At 34.8% G+C, this 21,824-nt stretch carries 18 protein-coding genes; 5 read left to right on the top strand and 13 right to left on the bottom strand.

Annotated features, from left to right (window positions below; genetic code table 11):
- Positions 1-23 precede the first annotated feature (23 nt).
- The 11 genes from ACPF9A_RS01790 to ACPF9A_RS01840 form a co-directional block, all read right to left on the bottom strand.
- The gene (locus tag ACPF9A_RS01790; RefSeq protein WP_424001111.1) at positions 24-902 is read right to left on the bottom strand and encodes a DUF6268 family outer membrane beta-barrel protein; all 879 of its coding nucleotides are present in this window, start codon (positions 900-902) and stop codon (positions 24-26) included.
- Positions 903-1,010: 108 nt separating this feature from the next.
- Positions 1,011-2,486, bottom strand: coding sequence for a malate dehydrogenase (quinone) (gene mqo / locus ACPF9A_RS01795; protein WP_424001113.1), 1,476 nt, complete (start codon positions 2,484-2,486; stop codon positions 1,011-1,013).
- A 148-nt stretch (positions 2,487-2,634) separates the two neighbouring features.
- Positions 2,635-3,960: a DUF3570 domain-containing protein gene (locus ACPF9A_RS01800; protein ID WP_424001115.1), complete on the bottom strand. Its 1,326-nt coding sequence runs from the start codon at positions 3,958-3,960 to the stop codon at positions 2,635-2,637.
- Between the two features lie 22 nt (positions 3,961-3,982).
- The gene (locus tag ACPF9A_RS01805) at positions 3,983-4,195 is read right to left on the bottom strand and encodes a DUF4266 domain-containing protein (protein ID WP_073245492.1); all 213 of its coding nucleotides are present in this window, start codon (positions 4,193-4,195) and stop codon (positions 3,983-3,985) included.
- The gene (locus tag ACPF9A_RS01810; protein ID WP_424001117.1) at positions 4,192-5,172 is read right to left on the bottom strand and encodes an FAD:protein FMN transferase; all 981 of its coding nucleotides are present in this window, start codon (positions 5,170-5,172) and stop codon (positions 4,192-4,194) included. The genes ACPF9A_RS01805 and ACPF9A_RS01810 overlap by 4 nt, the downstream gene beginning before the upstream one ends.
- A gap of 1 nt (position 5,173) precedes the next feature.
- Complete coding sequence (locus ACPF9A_RS01815; protein WP_424001119.1) at positions 5,174-5,614, bottom strand: thioredoxin family protein; 441 nt, start codon at positions 5,612-5,614, stop codon at positions 5,174-5,176.
- 77 nt (positions 5,615-5,691) lie between these two features.
- The gene (locus tag ACPF9A_RS01820; RefSeq protein WP_424001121.1) at positions 5,692-6,834 is read right to left on the bottom strand and encodes an efflux RND transporter periplasmic adaptor subunit; all 1,143 of its coding nucleotides are present in this window, start codon (positions 6,832-6,834) and stop codon (positions 5,692-5,694) included.
- Between the two features lie 10 nt (positions 6,835-6,844).
- Positions 6,845-11,182: a CusA/CzcA family heavy metal efflux RND transporter gene (locus ACPF9A_RS01825; RefSeq protein ID WP_424001123.1), complete on the bottom strand. Its 4,338-nt coding sequence runs from the start codon at positions 11,180-11,182 to the stop codon at positions 6,845-6,847.
- A 77-nt stretch (positions 11,183-11,259) separates the two neighbouring features.
- Complete coding sequence (locus ACPF9A_RS01830) at positions 11,260-11,661, bottom strand: hypothetical protein (protein WP_424001125.1); 402 nt, start codon at positions 11,659-11,661, stop codon at positions 11,260-11,262.
- An 81-nt stretch (positions 11,662-11,742) separates the two neighbouring features.
- Positions 11,743-12,696 (bottom strand): L,D-transpeptidase, encoded by a 954-nt coding sequence (locus ACPF9A_RS01835; RefSeq protein WP_424001127.1) that lies wholly within the window; start codon positions 12,694-12,696, stop codon positions 11,743-11,745.
- A 57-nt stretch (positions 12,697-12,753) separates the two neighbouring features.
- Positions 12,754-13,521, bottom strand: a complete 768-nt coding sequence (locus ACPF9A_RS01840) for a TIGR00730 family Rossman fold protein (RefSeq protein WP_424001129.1) — start codon at positions 13,519-13,521, stop codon at positions 12,754-12,756.
- Between the two features lie 311 nt (positions 13,522-13,832).
- Here ACPF9A_RS01840 and pta point away from each other — a divergent pair, with 311 nt between their 5' ends.
- From pta to ACPF9A_RS01865, 5 genes are all read left to right on the top strand, one after another.
- Positions 13,833-15,914 (top strand): phosphate acetyltransferase, encoded by a 2,082-nt coding sequence (gene pta / locus ACPF9A_RS01845; RefSeq protein ID WP_424004399.1) that lies wholly within the window; start codon positions 13,833-13,835, stop codon positions 15,912-15,914.
- Between the two features lie 10 nt (positions 15,915-15,924).
- Positions 15,925-17,109 (top strand): acetate/propionate family kinase, encoded by a 1,185-nt coding sequence (locus ACPF9A_RS01850; protein ID WP_424001131.1) that lies wholly within the window; start codon positions 15,925-15,927, stop codon positions 17,107-17,109.
- A gap of 144 nt (positions 17,110-17,253) precedes the next feature.
- Positions 17,254-17,583, top strand: a complete 330-nt coding sequence (locus ACPF9A_RS01855; RefSeq protein ID WP_424001133.1) for a YtxH domain-containing protein — start codon at positions 17,254-17,256, stop codon at positions 17,581-17,583.
- Between the two features lie 5 nt (positions 17,584-17,588).
- Positions 17,589-17,933, top strand: coding sequence for a phage holin family protein (locus ACPF9A_RS01860; RefSeq protein WP_424001135.1), 345 nt, complete (start codon positions 17,589-17,591; stop codon positions 17,931-17,933).
- 2 nt (positions 17,934-17,935) lie between these two features.
- On the top strand, positions 17,936-18,199 hold the full coding sequence (locus tag ACPF9A_RS01865; protein ID WP_424001137.1) for a hypothetical protein: 264 nt from the start codon (positions 17,936-17,938) through the stop codon (positions 18,197-18,199).
- A 220-nt stretch (positions 18,200-18,419) separates the two neighbouring features.
- Here the strand turns inward: ACPF9A_RS01865 and ACPF9A_RS01870 are convergent, their stop codons facing one another.
- Positions 18,420-20,216, bottom strand: a complete 1,797-nt coding sequence (locus tag ACPF9A_RS01870) for a ribonucleoside-diphosphate reductase subunit alpha (RefSeq protein ID WP_424001139.1) — start codon at positions 20,214-20,216, stop codon at positions 18,420-18,422.
- On the bottom strand, positions 20,217-21,491 hold the full coding sequence (locus ACPF9A_RS01875) for a ribonucleotide-diphosphate reductase subunit beta (RefSeq protein WP_424001141.1): 1,275 nt from the start codon (positions 21,489-21,491) through the stop codon (positions 20,217-20,219).
- Between the last annotated feature and the right edge of the window lie 333 nt (positions 21,492-21,824).

A 21,824-nucleotide genomic window follows, 5' to 3' on the forward strand; every position in this document is an offset into this window, starting at 1 on the left:
CGTTTTTAATTTGTATTAGTTAATTATATCTTGAACCTGAGCACTGCTCTAAAATAACTTCTAGAATCATTATCTATAGTAAACAATGTGTTGTTACTACCGTCTTTAAGCTTGTTATTTAAGCTGAAATTATAGGCTGCACGTACATCTAATTGTAAATGGTCTGTAAAGTGATACTCGTATTGTAAACCACCATTAATCAAAGACATATTTATAATTTCAGCAGTATCGGTACCATTAACCAATGCTCCATTTTGTATGTTAGATGTAAAACCGTCTAATTGACCAAATAATTTAAAACGGTGATTTTCTGATAAGTGATATTGTAAATTGGTTCTTGGAATACCAATATTATAAGACCAATCTGGACTGAATTTTTTATAATAACTTATAAAAGGTAACGGGAAAACATATCCTCTATTTTGAGAATAAGATAATCCAACAATTAAACGAGATGGCTTATCTATATCAGTTTCAAAATTTTTTATAAATACAACATCTCCTGAAAAAACTAAATCATTGGCATTTAAACTTTTAGCAGTAAGGTTAGTACTGATTCCTGGTTGAAAACGAACACCTAAGCGCCAACCATTTTTTAGCGGTTTCGTATACCCAATGGTAAAATCCAATAATTTGAAATCGTTCAATAAATTTCTATCGAACGGTAGCTCATCTCTTTTAAAACGTAGATGTATATTACTATAATCTATTCCTAAGAGTAGGTATTCACCTTCTTTCTTAAGCTTAACCGGGTAATTTATAAGAAATCTTGACCGTGTATATTCAACATCTGAGCCTTTGTTAGGTATAAATGTAAAATCTAACCTAGCCAAATCGCTCAATTGTGCTTGAGTAGCACTAGTAGCAAAAAATAAAATTGCAAAGAAATATTTAAATCGCATGAAGTGGGTATTACTAGCCTAATAATTAAACATAATGTAAGTACCGTCTTTTTATTGTGGTGATTTAGTGCTATTAAGCATAAAACTATCTTAAATAAGAATGGCTGTTTATAACTCTAAAACTTTGGTTACTCGCGTGAGTTCTTTATCAAACAAATCTTTGGTCACTTCTTTTTTATAAAAAGGCACCATTCTATTCAACTGTTCTTTTCCTTTTTCAGATGATGTTAATTCTGGAAATGCTTTTTCTAGTACGTCTAACATAATCTTTACCGATGTAGATGCACCAGGCGACGCACCTAATAAACAGGTAATTCTACCATCTTTACTACTTACTAGCTGTGTACCAAATTCTAACGAACCACCTTCAAATTCATCCTTTTTAATTGTTTGCACCCGTTGACCAGCAACCAATATCTCCCAATCTTCGCTTTTGGCATCTCTCACAAACGCCCTTAACGAATCCATTCTATCTTCAAAACTCATGGTTACTTGTTCTACCAAATATTTCGTTAGCGGTAAATTGTGCCAAAACACACCCCACATAGAAGGTATATTATCAAAATTGATGGATTTTAATAAATCTAAATTCGAGCCTTCTTTTAAAAACTTTGGACTAAACCCTGCAAACGGACCGAATAATAATTCTCTTTTTCCGTTGATAAATCTTGTATCTAAATGTGGTACCGACATTGGTGGGTCACCAATACCTGCTTTGCTATAAACCTTAGCATTATGCTGATTAATTATATCTGGATTCTTACATACTAGCCACTCCCCACTAACCGGGAAACCACCATAACCATCCTTTTCATCAATCTCTACTTTTTGTAATAATAACAAGCTACCACCACCGGCGCCAATGAATACATGTTCGGCATCTACAGTATTCTTAACACCTGTGTTTAGATTTTCCATTTTCACCAACCACTCTACATCATGATCAGGATCAATATCTTCTACTTCGGTATTGAACAACACCTTAGTATCATACTCCTTTTCTAGAATATCGAACAATTGCTCGGTTAGCGAACCATAATTCATTTCTGTTCCCCTATCAATTCTAGAAGCAGCCATAACCTCATCTGCAGTTCTGCCATGCATCATTAACGGAAACCACTCCTTCATTTTATCTGCCGCTCTGGTAAACTCTATGGTATCAAACATAAAATGCTCTTTAAAAGCTTTATACCGATTTTCAAGGTAATCTGCATTCTCTGGTCCTTTTACCCAACTGTGATGTGGCACCGGAGTAATAAATGATTTTGGATTTTTAATAAGTCCTTCAGCCACTAAGAAAGACCAATATTGTTTAGAGGTTTCAAATTGCGTACAAATGTCTATCGCCTTTTTTATGTTCACATGACCATCTTCATCTTCTGGCGTATAATTCAATTCACATAATGCAGAATGACCTGTACCTGCATTGTTCCAAGCTGCAGAACTTTCTTGTGCTACTTTATCTAATCGTTCAACGATCAGCACATTAAGATCTGGCTTTAATTGTTTTACCAATAAACCTAATGTAGCACTCATGATACCCGCACCCACACAAATAAGGTCATATTCTTTTCTCAACTCCATCAAAATCAAATTTTATTACTGCTTAATATGCTTGAAAAGTTAACTATTTCTTTTGGTTATTTCTGAACAACTCAAAAATTAAACCTATTATCTAAATGCAAAAAGCAGGTCTATAGACCTGCTTTTCATTTCTTTTTAATCGTTAGTTTTAATCCATCACAAACTTAAACCCTGCGGTTACGATACTAGAACTAAAGGTAGTATCTCTATCATATTTATAGAACTTTAAATCAATACTTTTAAGTCCGAGTTTCCAGATATGCATCTTTGTAAAAATATCTGTATAAGAAACTCCCATCCCAAATTGGTTTGCCGAGTATTTCGACAAATCATAATCTGACGTATAAAAGGTATCTGTAGAAAGTGCTTCTTCATAACCATAGAAATAGTCTGCTGCCGATTGCTGATAATATCTATACGATGGATAAACTGTAAACTTATCGGTAAGCTTAATAGGCACCTCTACACTTGCCGTATGTGAGTTGATACCCCAATCATCGTAATAATAACGATAGAAGGTTCTTACTACAAACGTTTCATTAATATACCAGTTTAAACGACCGCCGGCAGCCACCTTAAATCGACTATCTGGTAACTGTTCTATGGCATCTGCCAGTTGAAAATTATCTATAAAAGAGTCTGCGACATCGCTAAAATAAACACGTTGAAACGGAGTAGATAGCAATCCTTGCTGTTGTACAAAATCTAACGCCAAAGATCCTTGTAAATTTTTACTTAGGATTTGAGAAAATCCGAATGCGACGGAATAAGAATTTCTTGATTCATCAGAAAACTCATTGAATATTGGGGCATAGTTCGTATTGCCTGTTATTGTATTATTAGTAAAAAGACCATTAGCTAAACCATTTGCTCCACTTGCGAAAGGTCTGAGTTCTGATGGATATATGGCATTCCATTTATCTAAATAAACATTGGCATTTATACTGACCTCAGTATTTTTCTCATTGAATAGCTTCGTTAATCCACCACCGAAACCTAAAGAGAAATAATCATATTCTGAAGAGACCGATAGTTTACCTGACACGATTGTGTTTCTATCATCTGAACTATGGCTATACGAACCTGTAAGATTTGACCATACATCAGAACTTGAAGCACCAGAACTTGCTACAAACGGATCAGCTGGTTGACCACTATCGAAAGGGTCTACATTACTTGAAGAAGCCGATGTATATGCCGAAACGCCTGCATCTATGGTTAGAACATCATCATCATTCAATGGTATTGACACCACAAATGTGCCTGTAAAATCTGTTAGGTCTTCTGTTCCTAAACCGCCACTTACCGCAGCATTGTCACCATCTTGCGAATAATAACTTGTCAAGAAATCTACTTCGGTAGTTTCTAATACACGCTTTTTGTAGGTCTTTACAGAATCTTGAGTTTGTTGCGCGTAACTTATAGAAAAGATAAGAAAGGCTATGATTGAAAATATTGTTTTACTATTTTTCATCGGTATAAGATTGTCTCTTAAATTAATTACAGCCACAGCCACCACCAGTTTTTCCTCCATTTGCACCTACAGCTGCTTCCCTATACGAATGCATTGTTGTCAGGTTGCGATCTGCTTTTTTATCTTGCAAAACCATATCTGGATCATTAATATTAATTTTCTCGTACTCTTTCAACACCGTACAGCTGCTAAAAGAAGCTGCTATGAGGGCAAAAATTAAAACCTTCTTCATCATGATTTCTCTATTTCTATATTCTTTGATGTTATAATATTTCCTCTATCGTCTATTATTATACATTCTATTTTTGGTAATTGATTGATACGATTTAAGCCCACTTCTATACCCATAACAAATACCGATGTTGCCAACGCATCAGCTAATTCTGCTTTAGGAGCAAATACGGTAACACTAATAATACCCGTTGCCGGATATCCACTTCGAGGGTCAATTATATGGGTATATCTTACATCATTAAAATTCACATACTTCTCGTAATTACCTGAAGTTACCACTGCCCCATTTGTAATTGGTAATAACGCAAAGACTTTGTTTTTATCCATAGGGTTGGTAATGGCAACCTTCCACTCTTTACCATCGGGCTGTTTTCCCCAGGTATTCATGTCACCAGATGCATTTATGATTCCTGCAACCACGCCTTTAGATTTCAACAAATCTTTTGACTTATCTGCAGCATACCCTTTACCTATGGCTCCGAAACCGATTTTCATTCCGGCTAACTTCAGAAAGACAGTTTGGTTCTCTTTATCTAAAATTATATTCTGATAGCCTACTTTAGCCACAGACGCTTTAATGGAATCTTCTGAAGGCATAACTGTCATGCTACCATCAAACTTCCAAATTTTATCCATCGAGGCATAACTAATATCAAAAGCCCCATCAGTTAGCTTAGAAATACCTATTCCTCTTTTTATCAAATTGAATAATTCTGCATCTACTTTTACCGGCTTCAAACCTGCATTTCTATTAATTTCTGATGTCTGCGAGTTTGGATCCCAAGAAGAAATCAGCTTTTCTATTCTTGTTATTTCACTGATTGCCATGTCAATATACTCATCGCCTTCGACAGGATCTTTAGCTACAACGGTAATATCAAAACGGCTACCCATTAATTTAAGGGTTCGCTTATAGGGCTCTTGGGCATACAGTATACCTATAGAAAAAAATAATATTATGAGAGTTAGTTTCTTCAATCTATTTTCTAAATGAATTTAATTCTTTGATATAGTCTTTGGGTTCCAATTTCTTGTAACTGGTTTCACCATAAACCTCACCATTGGCATTCATAACCACCACAAAAGGAAAAATTCCCTGTTTATTATACCTTTCAGCCAGTGCCTTATTCTTGTTCAATTGCTCTTCTGGTAATGCATTATTCTTTCTACGAGGAAAATCTGCTTGTAACATAACATAATGCTCTTTTGCATAGGCTTTAAATTCATCTGTTGACCAAACTTCTCTGTCTAATTTTATGCAAGGTGCACACCAATCTGAACCTTGAAACACAAGTATAATTGGTAAATTATTCGTTTTAGCAAGCTTTTTTGCTGTTATAAAATCTGTATTCCACTCTTGAGCTGTTATTGAACTCACACTTGCTACTGCAAATAACAGTAATACTATATATTTTTTCATATTTATTGCATTTAACGAACTCATACTAAGTCAACTATTATACCAATAACTTTCTTTTAAGGCATATATTTTTTAACCTACTCCCCTATCAGGCTAAACGCACCTTTTGATAAAAATTGTGCATCTTGCTTTAAAGTTGATGAAATACTGACCGAAGTCCTATTTTTATAACTCCCTAAGGTCTTAATAGGTACTTGTTTAAAATAATACGTATCGCCTTTCTTCTCTTCTAAAAGCAGTACAAACGATTCGTTTTCAACCACTGCAATAGCATCAGACGGCAGCGACATTTGCTTCGATGTTTCTGTAATAATATTCGCCTCTACGAACATACCAGTTAGAAAGTTAGCGTCATCTTCATTTTCTATATGTGCATGAACCTTTATCGTTCTATTTTCACCTATTGAGGTACCTACCAAATGGACTTCTGCCTTGTACACCTCTTTTGAAGCTTCTGGTATTCTAAATACGACTTCCTGATCTTTTTTTACTTTCATAATATCTTTTTCAAAAACCGAAAGTTCTAAGTGAATGTGATCATTATTAATAATCTCCATAATTGAAGTTGCCGGAGAAACATAGGTACCCTTCGAAACGTTTACGCTTGTAATACTACCTTCAATAGGTGCATAAATTGAGGCTACCGAACTTATATTTCCTTTTTCTACTTGTTCTGGTGATATATTCAACATACCTAGTTGCTTTCGTAGTCCGTTATACTTTGCTATTCCTGTTTTATAATCGCTCTCTGCTTTTAAAAAGCTTTTTGTTGATGTTATATTTTCCGCTACCATTGTTTGCTGACGTTCGTACTCTGACTTCAAATAACTCAACTGCCCGTTGACCTCCATGTATTGTTGTTGTAAGGAAACAAACTCCGGATTCTCAATAGTAACCAACAACTGCCCTTTACGTACTTTATCTCCTATTAATAAAGGTGTGGTTTTAATATAACCACCCATTGTTGCGCTTACCACTGCCCTATTTTCTGGTGGCACATCTATCATACCAGAGGTCGTGACCATTACCGGAAAATCACTCTCAGTCATACTAGCAATCTCCATTTTATTCTGGTCGAATTGTACTTGCGTAATTTGAATTCGATCATCTGTTTGTGTTTCAGATGCGCCATTCTCATTTGATTTGATTGCCTTGTCTCCACAACTTGAAATTATGCCGAGAATGAAAAGGGTTACTATTTTGTATATATATTTTTGCATGATGCCCTATTTATAATGTTAAGAAATTAATGTCTGTAGCTGTTTGGTTATACTCTTTCAACTTGTCTAGATAGCCCAATTTTATATCATAGGCACTTTCTAAACTCTGTATATATTGATAGAAATCAATTTCACCATTTCTAAAACTGATATTTGCCGTTTTTAATATTTCATCGGATAGCTCAGCGCCTTCATTCTCATAATAATTCAATGAATTTTGAATCTGTACGATTTGTTGCCTTAAGATTTCTTGCTTCGATTTTATCTGGATTTTATATGCGACGGACTCAGCTACCGCTCTTTCCTTAGCAATTTTAGATGCCTTGATTCTAGAGGCGTTACCACTAAATAATAGCGGAATCTTTAACCCTAGTTGATAACCCAAAAGATTATCGTTCAATTCTGAATTTGTTCCTTGAAAATAAGCTAAACTAATATCTGGTAATAGTTGCTGTTTTTCTAGTTTACGCTCTGCAGCCATTAATTGCATGTTATTCTCATAATATACTGACTCAGGCGTAGCATCTACATTTACATCTTGAATGTCAATTTTCAGGTTCATTTCTTCGGAAATAACCAAACTATCTTTTGCCTGAATTAATTGCAACAAATTGGCATACGACGCGGCAACATGTTGAATAGCTTGTTGATAGTCTAAATTGATTTTTCGTTGCTTAGAAGCTGCGGTTATTTTCTCTAAATAATTAGTTTCCCCCAGTTCAAACCTTCTCGCTGCTACCTTTGAAAAATTGGCATACAAACTATCTAGCCTTTTATAGACTCTAACTTTTTCTCTTGCAATTTGATAGTCGTAATAGCCTTTGGTAACATCTCTAGTTATTGCCTTACGCTGAATATCATATTCACTTTGCACCAAACTAGTCTTTACCTTATTAACCTTCTTTTCAGAAAAATAAGCAGTGGGAAAACGAAAATCTTGCTGAACTCCAAATACCTTTAGTGGTAAATCATTAATGGCAAGATTATTCTCATCATATTCATAATACACATGGGTTTTATTGAACATAAATGCGCTATTGATCAATGCTTCAGATTCATCAACTTTTAACCGACCAGCTTTTAACCCCATGTTATTTTCAATAGCAAGAGGAATTAATTCATCAAGATTCTGACTTTTTGATTCTTGTGCCGTTACACCGATAGATACAAGCAATGCAATAAACACAATACCATTTTGCAAAGTGGTTTTAGGAATTGGCTTTCTTGAATTTTCATGTTTATCAAAAATGGAATACAACACCGGTAATACTACCAAGGTCAATATGGTTGCCGTAAACAGCCCACCGATAACTACGGTTGCTAAAGGTCGTTGTACTTCTGCCCCTGCATTTGTAGATATTGCCATGGGTAAGAAACCAAGTGCTGCAGCAGATGCTGTTAATAATACCGCTCGTAAACGGTCTTTTGTACCTTGTTTTATTAAATCGTCTAAACTCTCAAAAGAATACTTTTTCAGCTCTTTGAAATGCTCAATCAAAACAATGCCATTTAATACTGCGATACCGAACAATGCTATGAAACCTACCCCTGCAGAAATACTAAAAGGCAAACCTCGCATCCATAACAACAATACCCCACCAACTGCCGCTAGCGGAATTGCCGAGTAAATCATTAGGGCTTCTTTTACCGACTTAAATGCGAAGTATAGCAATACAAAAATGAGTACAAGTGCTATAGGTACCGCTACTAAAAGTCGGTCTCGGGCACTTTGTAAATTTTCAAATTGACCACCATAGGTAATGGTATACCCTGCTGGTAATTTTACATTTTCATTTATCAGTTTTTGAACATCATCTACTACAGATTGTAAATCGCGATTACGAACATTTACACCTACCACTGTTCTTCTCTTGGTATCATCTCTTGATATTTTTGCAGCACCTTTTTTATACGTGATATCTGCCAGCTCGCTTAACGGAATCTTTCCTCCGTCAGGCAAATCAACATACAGGTTTTTAAGGTCGTTGATATCTTGTCGTTTTGCTTTATCTAATCTCACGACTAAATCGAACCGCTTTTCTCCTTCAAAAACATTACCGGCAGTCTTACCGGCAAATCCCATAGAAACCATATCGTTCAGTTCTTGAATATTTAATCCGAAGCGGGCAATTTTTGATCGGTCATAATCAACACTCATTTCAGGCAAACCTGCAATCTTCTCTACACTAACATCTGCAGCGCCTTCAACATCTTTAATCAATGCTCCGATTTCATTACCTTTTTTAGCTAATACATCTAAATCAGGACCGAAAATTTTTATAGCAATATCTGCACGAACACCTGTAATCAACTCATTAAAACGCATCTCTATAGGCTGCGTGAACTCTACTTCCATACCCGGAATAATGGCTAATGCCTCTTTGAATTTATCGGCTAGCTCATCTTTAGATTTTGCACTTGTCCACTCCCCTTTCGGTGCCAACTTTATGATGACATCACTTTCTTCCATAGACATAGGGTCGGTTGGTACTTCGGCAGCTCCAATTCTAGTGACTACCTGCTGAACCTCTGGAAAATTATCTAGTAAAATCTTCTCTATCTCAGTCGTAATTTCAACAGTTTTACTTAATGAGGTTCCTGTTTTTAATACGGGCTGAATAACAAAATCACCTTCATCTAAAGTTGGTACAAACTCGCCGCCCATAGTCGTATATAAAATTGTTGCTCCAATTAGCAGTATTGCCGCAATGCCCAGAACAACCTTCTTGCTTTGTAATGCCCAGTTTATAATAGGCTCATATTTCTTATTCAACCATTTCATTAAACGAACAGATATATTTTTGTCCGACTCTTTTAATGGTTTTAAAAAGATTGATGCTGCAACAGGCACATAAGTAAAACATAAAATCATTGCCCCAATTAATGCGAAACTAAAAGTCAACGCCATAGGCTTGAACATTTTACCTTCTACTCCGCTTAAAGATAGAATGGGAATAAAAACAATTAAAATAATCAACTGCCCGAAAATGGCAGAATTCATCATTTTAGATGCTCCTTCAAAAGTGATTTCATCTTTTAGCTGCTGCTGTTCTGTTTTGTGCAAACTATTAATCTCCTGTTGCTTTCTTGTGATTTCAAAGGCTATAAATTCTACAATAATTACGGCACCATCTATAATAATACCGAAATCTATAGCACCTAAGCTCATTAAATTAGCATCTACCCCAAATATGTACATAAGCGATAATGCAAATAACAAACACAGGGGAATTACAGATGCGACTACTAAACCTGACCTAAAATTACCAAGCAGTAATACGACTACAAAAATGACAATTAAACACCCTAGTATTAAGTTCTCGCTTACCGTAAATGTAGTTTTTGCAATAAGCTCGCTTCTTTCTAAAAACGGATTAATATAAACGCCTTTTGGTAACGAAGTTGAAATTTTGGCAACGCGTTCTTTTACCGCTTCAATCACTTTTTTAGAGTTCGCATCTTTCAACATCATTACCTGTCCCAATACCTTCTCACCTTCGCCATTACCAGTAATAGCACCAAAACGAACTGCGGTTCCAAAATCAACTGTAGCTACATCTTTAATATAAATTGGCAATCCACCTTTAGTGGTGATAACAATATTTCTAATATCCTCAAGTGATGAGATCAATCCTTCGCCGCGAATAAAGAATGCCTGATTTACTTTTTCAATATACCCGCCACCCGATACACTATTGTTAGTTTCCAGAGCTTTAAAAACATCACTTGCTGTGATATTCATAGCATTGAGTTTTTGAGTATTTATAGCAACTTCGTATTGTTTTAGAAATCCGCCCCAGGTGTTCACCTCAACCACACCGGGTATACCAGACAATTGCCTTTTTACGATCCAATCTTGTATGGTCCTTAATTCGGTCGTGGTATAATCGTCCTTATACTCTGGCTCTACCTCTAAAACATATTGGTAAATTTCGCCCAGCCCTGTAGTTATCGGTCCCATTTGTGGTGTACCAAAACCTGCTGGTATTTTCTCTGAAGCAGAAGCAATTTTCTCGGCAATAAGCTGTCTAGGCAAATACGTACCTAAATCATCTTCAAAAACTATAGTAACAACAGACAACCCAAACTTAGATACTGAACGAATTTCTTTGACTCCCGGTAAATTTGCCATTTCAAGTTCTACCGGATATGTTATGAATTGCTCCATATCTTGAGTAGATAAATTACGCGACGTTGTAATTACCTGAACCTGATTATTGGTAACATCTGGCACCGCCCCAATAGGTATTTGTGAAAGTGCAAATAAACCGTACCCAATAATAAAAACGGTAAACAAAAGAATAATAAGCTTATTCTTTAAACTAAAATTAATGATATGTGATAGCATCTTTTCATATAAATCAATGTGAAGCGCTCAAATTCATACATATGAATCTGAACTAAAAAATTAAAAAATCGATTGTATTATGAAATGCGGGGCGGCTGCAAAATGCCTTGTGAGTGTAGTGAAGAAGATGGTGCTTGGTAATAGAAATTTCCGTCTGAATAATCTGAAAATTCTACTTCGTTTAATTCTGACTTGTAGTTATTAATAAAAACGTCGGCAACACAAATATGCGATGCACCGCTATGATTAAAAGGTAATTTTTCGTGATCTTTCTTTTCTTCTTGATGATCACGTTGATGGTCTGCCTTTAACTCACCATAATGCTTAGATAGAAAAACAATTACATTATCGCCATATTGCTCACTATGAAATTGAGCGTGCTCAATTAATTCATCTAACTGAACAATATCATCATAATGCACACCAAAGCTTTGCAGCATGATGAGCGATGATAACAATATGGAAAACAGTTTGTTCACGTTAGTAAAATTAATAAAATTATAAGCACCTATTATTTAAACTCAGTTTAAACTAAATGGTTATTTAAATAATAATTGATTTCAATTATCATTAGATAAATGATAAACATCTCGTAGCACAGAAATAACCATGCCCTCATCATACGTTTCTAAATCATATCTAATTTTAAGTTTTGTACCTAATGGCGCATAATAATATACCCTCCAAGCATCGCCCTCACCAAGACCTATACACCCATTAGAATATGCTTTCCCTAAGGTTCTAGGGTTTGTAGTTGGATGAATCATTTGTCCATTTCTAATATTATTTATCTCAGTTTCAATCCAAGGTATTTGAGGCATCATGGTGGTTTTACCATCATCTCTTCTGGTTACATAAAAGCGTTTTCCATCTACCGGATTATAAAAATCTGGATATTTGGCATGCCTTACTATCGTTCCTTTTCCTGTTTTTGTTCTTAAATCTGTTACACGATCTCCAAACTTTAAATAGCGTTCTCGATATTGACCTACCCTAACCGGAAATGTGTGTATTAAAATAGAATCTTGAAAAATACGCAATTTATATTCGGGAATATTAACATCAATTTCAGTGGTTGAAAATGACTCTAATATTCTGCATGCTGTAATTGAATCTGGAAGTATCAACTCACTACCTTTTGGCAATACAATCATTTGCTTTTGATCGTAAACAAAAGAATCTCGGGCCATCATTCTGTAATAATCTGTATTCGACAAAGTATCAATGATCCACGGGTTATTACGTACCAATAGATGTTCAGATAGTGCATATGGTAACATAGAATCGTACCTGTTCACTACAGAATCCATGAATTGAAAATAACTACCAACTTTAATATTATTCAAAATTTTTATACGCTCAATCTTTTTTATCGCTTCTTTAGCTGGTAATAGTACTGATGTACTGTCTATCTGTAAAGCTCCGATATCAACCTGCTTTTTAGACTGACAAGAAATAAACACTACTGAGGCAAAAATGAATAAAACTATTTTTATACTATTGATTTTAAGCATATTGTATTGCTATTATATAATTCCTTAAAATTTAGAATTGAGATTTAAAGAGTGCTTTTAAGTAGTTCTAACTGACTTTTTCTCGCCAAACCACCACTTGGTTCGCATTGGTTTTTTAATCAGTTTAAATCTTTTGACGGCATGTTCCTTAAGGTGTTCTTTCATTTCATCAACAGAATCGGTCAAGAACATTAAGTCCATATCCTTTTTTGATATACTTTCATTTTCAGCCATCGTTTGTATGTGATGGTATAACTCTTTATGATATTCTTTTCCGAATATGACCACCGGAAAATCTTGTATCATTTTTGTCTGTATTAAGGTGACTGCTTCAAAAAGTTCATCTAAGGTACCAATGCCACCAGGCAATACTACAAATGCGAAGGAGTACTTGAGTAGTAAAAATTTTCGAATAAAGAAATAGGGAATATTTATCCATTTATGTAAATACGGATTCGGTTTTTGCTCATGCGGCAGTATTATATTGCATCCTATTGAATATCCATTATTTAGGTAAGCTCCTTTATTTGCAGCTTCCATAATACCGGGTCCGCCACCGGTCATTACTGCAAAACCCATTTCCGATAAAGCTTTACCTACTTCCTCTGCTTGTTTATAATATGGATTATCTTCTTTAAAACGGGCAGATCCAAATACGGTAACACACGGACCAATAAAATGTAGTTTTCTAAACGCTCTAATAAACTGATATTGTACCTTAAACGTAAACCACAATTCTTTAAACCGACTTCGTGGTCCGTCAAGAAAAGCACGCTCTTCACTTAAAAAGAAAGAATTAGTATTCGTTTTTGTTTCGTTCGGCATTTGGTAATCTGTATTAATAACAGAACCAAAAGTAGTTGTTACCGACAAAGGTGAAAATGACTTATCTCATGTTTATAATATGAGATATGTCATTTTAAAGCATGAATGTCATAAGTATTTTTGACACTTTAAATACGGCACTTAAGCTTATCTATATATTTAATATTGCAGAAACCATGACTTCAAACACAACTATAGAATTATCAACTTTAAACTAAAGTGTCAGATTTTTACATAGTAAGCCCTAATCCGTAAAGAATCCTATAAATTTGTTAAACACTAATCCCTTTTACACGTGAGTAAAGCTATATATATATATTGTTACTACAGAGCCCAACAGTGGAAAGTCTATTGTTTCACTAGGTCTAATGCAACTTCTTTTAGGCAGAACTGCCAAAGTAGGCTATTTCAGACCTATTATCGACGATGTACCCGATGGTAAAACTGATAACCACATTGATACTGTTCTCAGCTACTTTAATGTAGATATGAAACCAGAAGAGGCTTATGCATACACGCGTAGCCAAGTGGTTCAGTTAAAAAATAAGGACAAAGACGATGAAATTGTAGGGCACATTATACACAAGTATAAAACCATTGAAAACAAATTCGATTTTGTTTTAGTCGAAGGAACCGATTTTTCTGGAGAAGGTGCCATTATTGAGTGGGACATCAACGTACTTATTGCTAAAAACTTAGGTATACCGGCAGTAATTCTCGCAAGCGGAAAAAACAAAACTCTAGATGAGTTGGTCGGCAATCTCTATATGGCATACGACTCATTTAAAGAGAAAGGTGTTGAAGTACTTCTTATAGTAGCTAACAAAGTGCAACCAGAGAATGTAACTCTTGTTTCTAACGGATTAAAAGAAAAGCTACCGAATGATGTTTTGGTCGGTACCATACCTGTAAACACTATTTTAGGTAGCCCAACATTAAAAGAAATCGCACAAGAGCTTGACGCAAAAGTTCTTTTTGGTGAAGATTATATAAACAACCAAGTCGGCAGTTTTAGCGTTGGCGCCATGCAATTACGTAATTACCTGACGCATTTAAAAAGCGATAGTCTAGTGATTACACCTGGTGATCGCGCAGATATTATTCTGGGAGCATTACAGGCGAATATTTCAACCAATTACCCTAGTCTTTCTGGTATTGTTTTAACTGGTGGTCTTATTCCCGAAGATTCTATTATTAAATTAATAGAAGGTCTTTCTGATATTATTCCTATTCTATCGGTTGCTCGTGGTACATTCTATGTCACCAATAAAATTGGTACTATTAGACCACGTATTTACGCCGAAAACACAGAGAAAATACAAACATCTATTCAAGAGTTCGAGAAGTATATACCTACCGAGGAATTGGCTGAAAAGTTAATTACGTTTAAAGCGAAAGGTATAACCCCTAGAATGTTTCAGTATAACCTTCTTCAAAAGGCAAAAGCTTCGAAAAAGCATATTGTTTTACCTGAAGGTTTAGATGAACGTATTCTATGGGCTACCAAAAAACTGATCGACGCCGATGCTGTTTCTATTACTCTTTTAGGTAATAAAGAACAGATCATTTCTAAAATTAAAGAATTAGATATTGATATAAATATCAACGATATCAATATTATCGACCCTACTGCTTCTGACCATTTTTTAGATTACGCCACTACCCTATTCGAATTGCGTAAACATAAAAATGTAAACTTGGCTATGGCTAAAGATTTAATGGAAGATGTGTCGTACTACGCTACAATGATGGTCTATAAAGGCCATGCCGATGGTATGGTTTCGGGTGCTGTACATACTACTCAGCATACTATAAGACCAGCATTACAGTTTATCAAAACTAAGCCTGGTGTGTCTATAGTTTCCTCAATATTTTTCATGTGTTTACCGAACAGGGTTACCGTTTTTGGAGATTGTGCCATTAACCCGAACCCAGATTCTGAGCAGTTATCTGAAATTGCCATTTCATCGGCTGCTACAAGCGCAGCTTTTGGTATTGAACCAAAAATAGCCATGTTATCTTATTCATCGGGTGCTTCTGGTGTTGGTGAAGATGTAGACCGCGTGCGAAAAGCGACGGAAATTATTAGAGAAAAAAGACCCGATCTTAAAGTGGAAGGTCCTATTCAATATGACGCTGCGGTAGATGCTAAAGTCGGACTCAGTAAATTGCCAGATTCTGAAGTTGCAGGGCAAGCTAGTGTGTTTATATTTCCTGATTTAAATACTGGAAACAACACTTACAAAGCCGTACAACGTGAAACTGGTGCCTTGGCTATCGGACCAATGTTACAAGGTCTAAATAAACCTGTTAATGACTTAAGCCGTGGCTGTACCGTAGATGATATTTTTAATACCGTAATCATAACTGCTATTCAAGCAGAAGGATTTTAAACCAATTTTCATGAATATTTTAATTATCAATTCCGGTAGCTCATCCATTAAATACCAACTTATAAAAATGCCTTCAAAAAAGGTTATTTGCGTTGGCTCCATAGAGCGTATTGGTAGTACAGATGCCATCTCTAATTATAAAACCGATGCCAATAAGGTTGAAAAAATTTATGAAATAGCTAGTCATAAAGCCGGTCTAGAACGTATTACTTCTCTTTTATTAGATGCTGAAATTGGTGTACTTAAAAGCACCGAAGATATTGATGCTATTGGGCATCGTGTTGTTCATGGTGGTGCCGATTATACAGAGACGACTTTAATAGATGAAGAAGTTAAAAGTAAGATTAAAAAGCTATCGACTTTAGCTCCATTACACAATCCTGCTAATTTGCAAGGTATTGTTATGGCAGAAGAAATCTTTACCACAGCAAAACAAGTGGTCGTTTTTGATACCGCCTTTCATGGTACTGTTCCTGTTAAAGCAAAAAAATATGCTTTGCCTAATGAATTATATGAGAACGACGGAATTCATGCATACGGATTTCATGGCACCAGTCATAAATATGTATCTGAAAAAGCAAATGAGTATTTGCATAAAGAAAACACAAAGCTAATTTCTATTCACTTAGGAAACGGATGCAGTATTACCGCAATTAAAGACGGTAAAAGTATTGATCATAGTATGGGGTTCGCTCCTTCAAACGGACTTATAATGGGTACCCGAAGTGGTGATATTGATCATTCTTTCATTTATTATATGGTAAATACCTTAGGATATAGCTTAGATGATGTTAACGAATTATTGAACAAAAAAAGTGGCATGCTAGGGCTTACCGGTTTTAATGATTTACGCGATATTGAGGAAGAAGCCAGCAATGGTAATGCAAACTGTATTCTAGCTTTAGAGATGAATGCATATCGGATTCGAAAATGTATAGGAGCATATACGGCTACCATGAACGGACTTGATGCCATCATATTTACTGCAGGTATTGGCGAAAATTCTAGCCTAATGCGACAGCTGGTTTGTAAGGATATGGGTTATTTTAATTTTCAATTAGATGATTCAAAAAATGACCTAAGATCAAAAAAAATAAGAGAAATAAATACCACAGATTCTAAGGTTAAAATTTTAGTCATACCTACTAATGAAGAATTAGAAATTGCAAAGCAAGTTTATGAGCTACTGAACTAGTTTTCTATGAAAATATAGTTTCAATATGCTTTTTCTACTTACGCTACCTATTATCATATATGACGTAAATCATATGCCAAGTAATTTTAAGTGATTAATTTTATCTTGAAATATAAATTTCATAAATACTTAAAATTCAATATTATGCAAAACGATAATGGAAATATTTTATTAGCAATATTAACCGGAGATGCTATTGGTGCTGGAATAGGAATTTTATACGCTCCTGATAAAGGCATTGAAACCCGTCATAGAATCAAAAGAAAAGTTGAAGATACCAGTCATGAAATAGCTGAAAGAGTTTCTCATGCAAAAGATGAGCTAACTAAATCTGCCAATGCACAGAAAGATGCTTTTGACAGAAAATTAGATGAGGCTATTTCAACGATGAGTTACAAGGCAGATGATATCATCGATAAGTTAGAACAAAAACTAGAAGAATTAAAAGCACAAAACGCTCAACTACATAAATAGCAGCTATGGCTTTTGAAGAATTAAAAAATGACCTCATGGGACTAAAATCCGAAATGGGGTCATATTTAGAACATAGCGACGAATACTATAGACTTAAAATATTTAAAGTCCTATCAAAAAACACTACTGGTTTATTGAAGCTTTTTTTAATAGGTATCAGTAGTCTGTTCGCATTATTATTTCTTTCATTCGCAGCCTGTTTGTGGCTATCTGAACTAATGAACAGTTACTTCATTGGTTTTATTATCGTAGCCGGGTTTTATATTCTTACAGCAATTATGCTCTATATATTTAGAGAACAACTTAACAAACCTGTACTTAAAAAATTATCTAAATATTATTTTGACTGATTATGAGCAAGCAATACCATTCTTTTGAAGAAATAGATGAACGCTTGAAAGTTCTTAATCTTCAACGTCTAATCGCCCAAGAAAGCATTAAACTGCAGTTTAATAGCGCTAAAACAGATTTAGTACCACAACAGCTAAGACAGGGATTAGGAGCTACTTTTAGTCAAAAAGGGACTATTAAGAGTTTGGTCATCACATTCCTTTCTAGTAAACTTCTTGATTTTATAAAAAGCAAACGTAAATCTAGAAATAGAGACCGTTCTTAAAGTACATTAAAAGTACACCTAGTAATTTCATGGCAGTAGTTATCTCGTCTTAACTATTCAATTTAACTACCTTCGGTTATAAAATCTGCATATTCTCACTTGTCTACCTATCGCGTAACATACCAAATTGCCATAAAAAAATCTGGTGCTTTAAACAAACATTACTTGCTTGCTAAAACACCAGATTTAAATCTTAATACTATTCTAGTTCATTAAAGGCTTAAGCCTCACAACTAGCGCAATCTTTCTTTTGCTTGAATTTTTGTGCCGCATTCATACTATGTTGGTAGTATAATGACTTCAAACCTAATTTCCATGCAGTTACGTGAATCTTATTGATTTCTTTAACTGGCATATCTGGATGAACAATAATATTCACCGACTGACCTTGGTCAATATGGTTTTGTCTGTTCGCTGCTTGATAGATGATATCCATCTGGTCAATTTCAGAATATGTTTTAAAGACATCTTTCTCTAAGTCTGAAAGGAAATCTAAATGCTGTACAGATCCGTCAAAATCACGAATGCTATGCCACACTTCTGTTGTGTTCATTCCCTTATCCTCTAAAAGTTCTACTAAGAAAGGATTTCTAATCGTAGTCTTCACTTTAGCAATATCTTTTACATAAGTATTAGACCATATTGGCTCAATACCTTGAGATACCTGACCTAAAATAAATGCTGAAGATGTTGTTGGTGCTATTGCATTCAACGTTGCATTTCTTCTACCATAGCCTTTCAATACTGCTGGCTCACCGAATTTATCGGCTAACTCTTCTGAAGCACTGTATGACTTTTCTTTTATTGTTTTGAATATTTCACTATTCAAATTATATGCTTCTTGACTGTTAAAAGGCAACATTTTAGATTGTAATAATGAATGCCATCCTAAAACACCTAAACCTAAAGCACGGTTATCTTTTGCGAAGTTGTAAGCACGCTCCATAAACATAAAAGTCTGGCGATCCTCACGACTTTCAGAATCACGGTAAGCTTCTAATTTTTCACAGAATTCAGTAATAACCGCATCTAAAAAGAATACCATTGTTTCTACAGCATCGGTATCTTTCCATTTATCATAATGTAGAACGTTTACAGACGATAATACGCATACAAACGACCACTCATCACTTGATGGCAGCATGATTTCTGTACAAAGGTTACTTGCATGAATTTTGTGTCCTTTTTCTCTGTACACATCTGCAGCACCATTGTTAGCGTTATCTTTAAAGAAGATATAAGGATACCCCATTTCACCTCTTCTCTGTAATACCTTTGCCCAGATAGAACGCTTTTCATTATCGCCATCTACCATTTGTTGCATCCACTCATTGGTTACCGTAACACCATGAGTAAGCTCTTGAATTGGGTTACCTTCGGTACCAATTTCTAAGAATTCTTTAATATCTGCATGCTCAACAGGTAAGTATGGAGAAAAACGACCGCGACGAACAGAACCTTGGCTTACTACATCTACCATAGATTCGAAAAGTTGCATAATATGCACCGCTCCTGAAGCTTTACCATTATTTTTAACTTCTGCTCCTCTATGTCTAATGTTACCAAAATAACCAGATGTACCACCGCCTAATTTAGACATCATACCAACTTCTGACTGCGTATACAAAATGTTACCCATGTCATCAGATATATTAGACCCAAAACAGCTAATTGGCAATCCTCTTTCTTTTCCGAAGTTAGACCAAACTGGTGACGCCAATGAGTAAAAACCTTCACTCATGTAACCGTAGAATTTGTCTGAAAAACCAGGCATACCCAATATTTTTTCAGCTCTATCTGCAATTTCACGAATACGTGTTTCTGCTGAAACACCCGGAGTTAAATAACCAGAACCTAAAAAGTTACGGCTATCTTCATTTAACCACTCAAACCCTTCATTTTTGTCCTTTTTCAGGCTCTCAAGTGTTTCTTTTCTAGCTTGTACCAGTTCATTTGAACCATTCAATTTTACTTCTTGTTGTATGCTAGTCTCTAAATTAATTTTTGAATCGTTCATTTAAAATAAGTCGTCACTGGTTATACTTTGTGTTCTTTTGCTGTAATTGATAGAGCGTTTTACGAAGAAATCGCCATGCTTGGTACCGATAATTTCATCATCGAACCATTCTGTTTGCGATAGTAATTCTTCGTCTACCTCGAATATTTTTTCGATACCTATACTTTCTATAGAATCGTTAAATCTCTTTTTAATGAATTCTTTTACTAATTTCTTAGGTAAGAAATCAATTTCACCGGCTTCAAAAATCCAATCTATAATATCACTTTCCGATAAAAATGCTTCTTTACACATTTCTTGAACGGTACCATGAAATTCTTTATCGAACCATTTAGGATTTTCATCCTTAATAATATTTATAATATCGATACCGAAATCGCCGTGAATTTGCTCTTCTTTAGAGGTAGCCTCTACAACATTAGAGATACCTTTAAACATATTCTTGTGCTTATTGAAAGCCATCATAATCAAGAACTGAGAAAATAAAGACACATGTTCTATAAATAATGAGAACAATAAAACCGACTCGGCATATTCTTGATTATTCTCGCTCTTAGAATTTTTAAGAGCCGTTTCTAAATAATGAACCCTCTTCATTATTACCGGTTTCTTCTTCAAGTTTTTAAACTCTTCGTTTAAACCTAATATTTCTAACAAATGCGAATATGCATCGTGGTGTCTAACTTCACTCTCTGCAAATGTTGCTCCTACCGCTCCAATTTCCGGCTTCGGCATTTTGTGATAAATATCTCCCCAAAAACCTTTTACAGCAACCTCGATTTGAGATATCGCCAACATGGTATTCTTAATTGCGTTTCTTTCAATATCGGTCAACCCAGTTTTAAAATCTTGAATATCGCTTGTAAAGTTAAATTCGGTATGAATCCAATATGAATGTCTTATGGCTGATACATAATCATTTAATGCAGGGTACTCATATGGTTTAAGATTTATACGCTTTTCGAAGATGTTCGATTTTCTTTTTTGCGCTTGTTCATTTCGATACAGGATATAACCCTTCGCTACATCGAAATAACCACTTTCCATTAATTTATTCTCAACGAAATCTTGAACTTCTTCAACTGTAGGAATATAACTTTCATCTGCCTGCTTCCTTTCTAGCAATGCTAAATGAACATTATTCGATATTATTTCGGCTTCACCGGGCCCACCATGTTCAACAGCTGTCATAGCCTTTAAAATGGCATTAGTTATCTTGTGTAAATGAAAAGGTTTTGTAGAAAAATCCCTTTTTATGACTTCTGTGATTCTCATGTTAAATTAAGGTTAATGATGTAGTTAATAAGAGAGATGTAAAGGTCGAAAATTAATCACCTTAATTTCACATTATCCTCTTTAAGCTTTTAACAGGGTTATCAACAATTTCATTTTTGAGACAAAATAACTTGATGATAATATTATTAAAATATCGATATAAAAAACTAATAAACAAACACTTACAACAAATTATCTGAAGACAAAAATTAAATTTTATTAAAGAAATACTTTACCTAAAACTTTTATAAAATATTTTTTATCAAAAATCTCATAGATAAATTTTCGAGATAACATACTATTAACCTTGAGGTATTTTATCGAATTAAATAT

It is taken from the genome of Maribacter sp. IgM3_T14_3, assembly GCF_049603095.1.
Taxonomy (GTDB): Bacteria; Bacteroidota; Bacteroidia; order Flavobacteriales; family Flavobacteriaceae; genus Maribacter.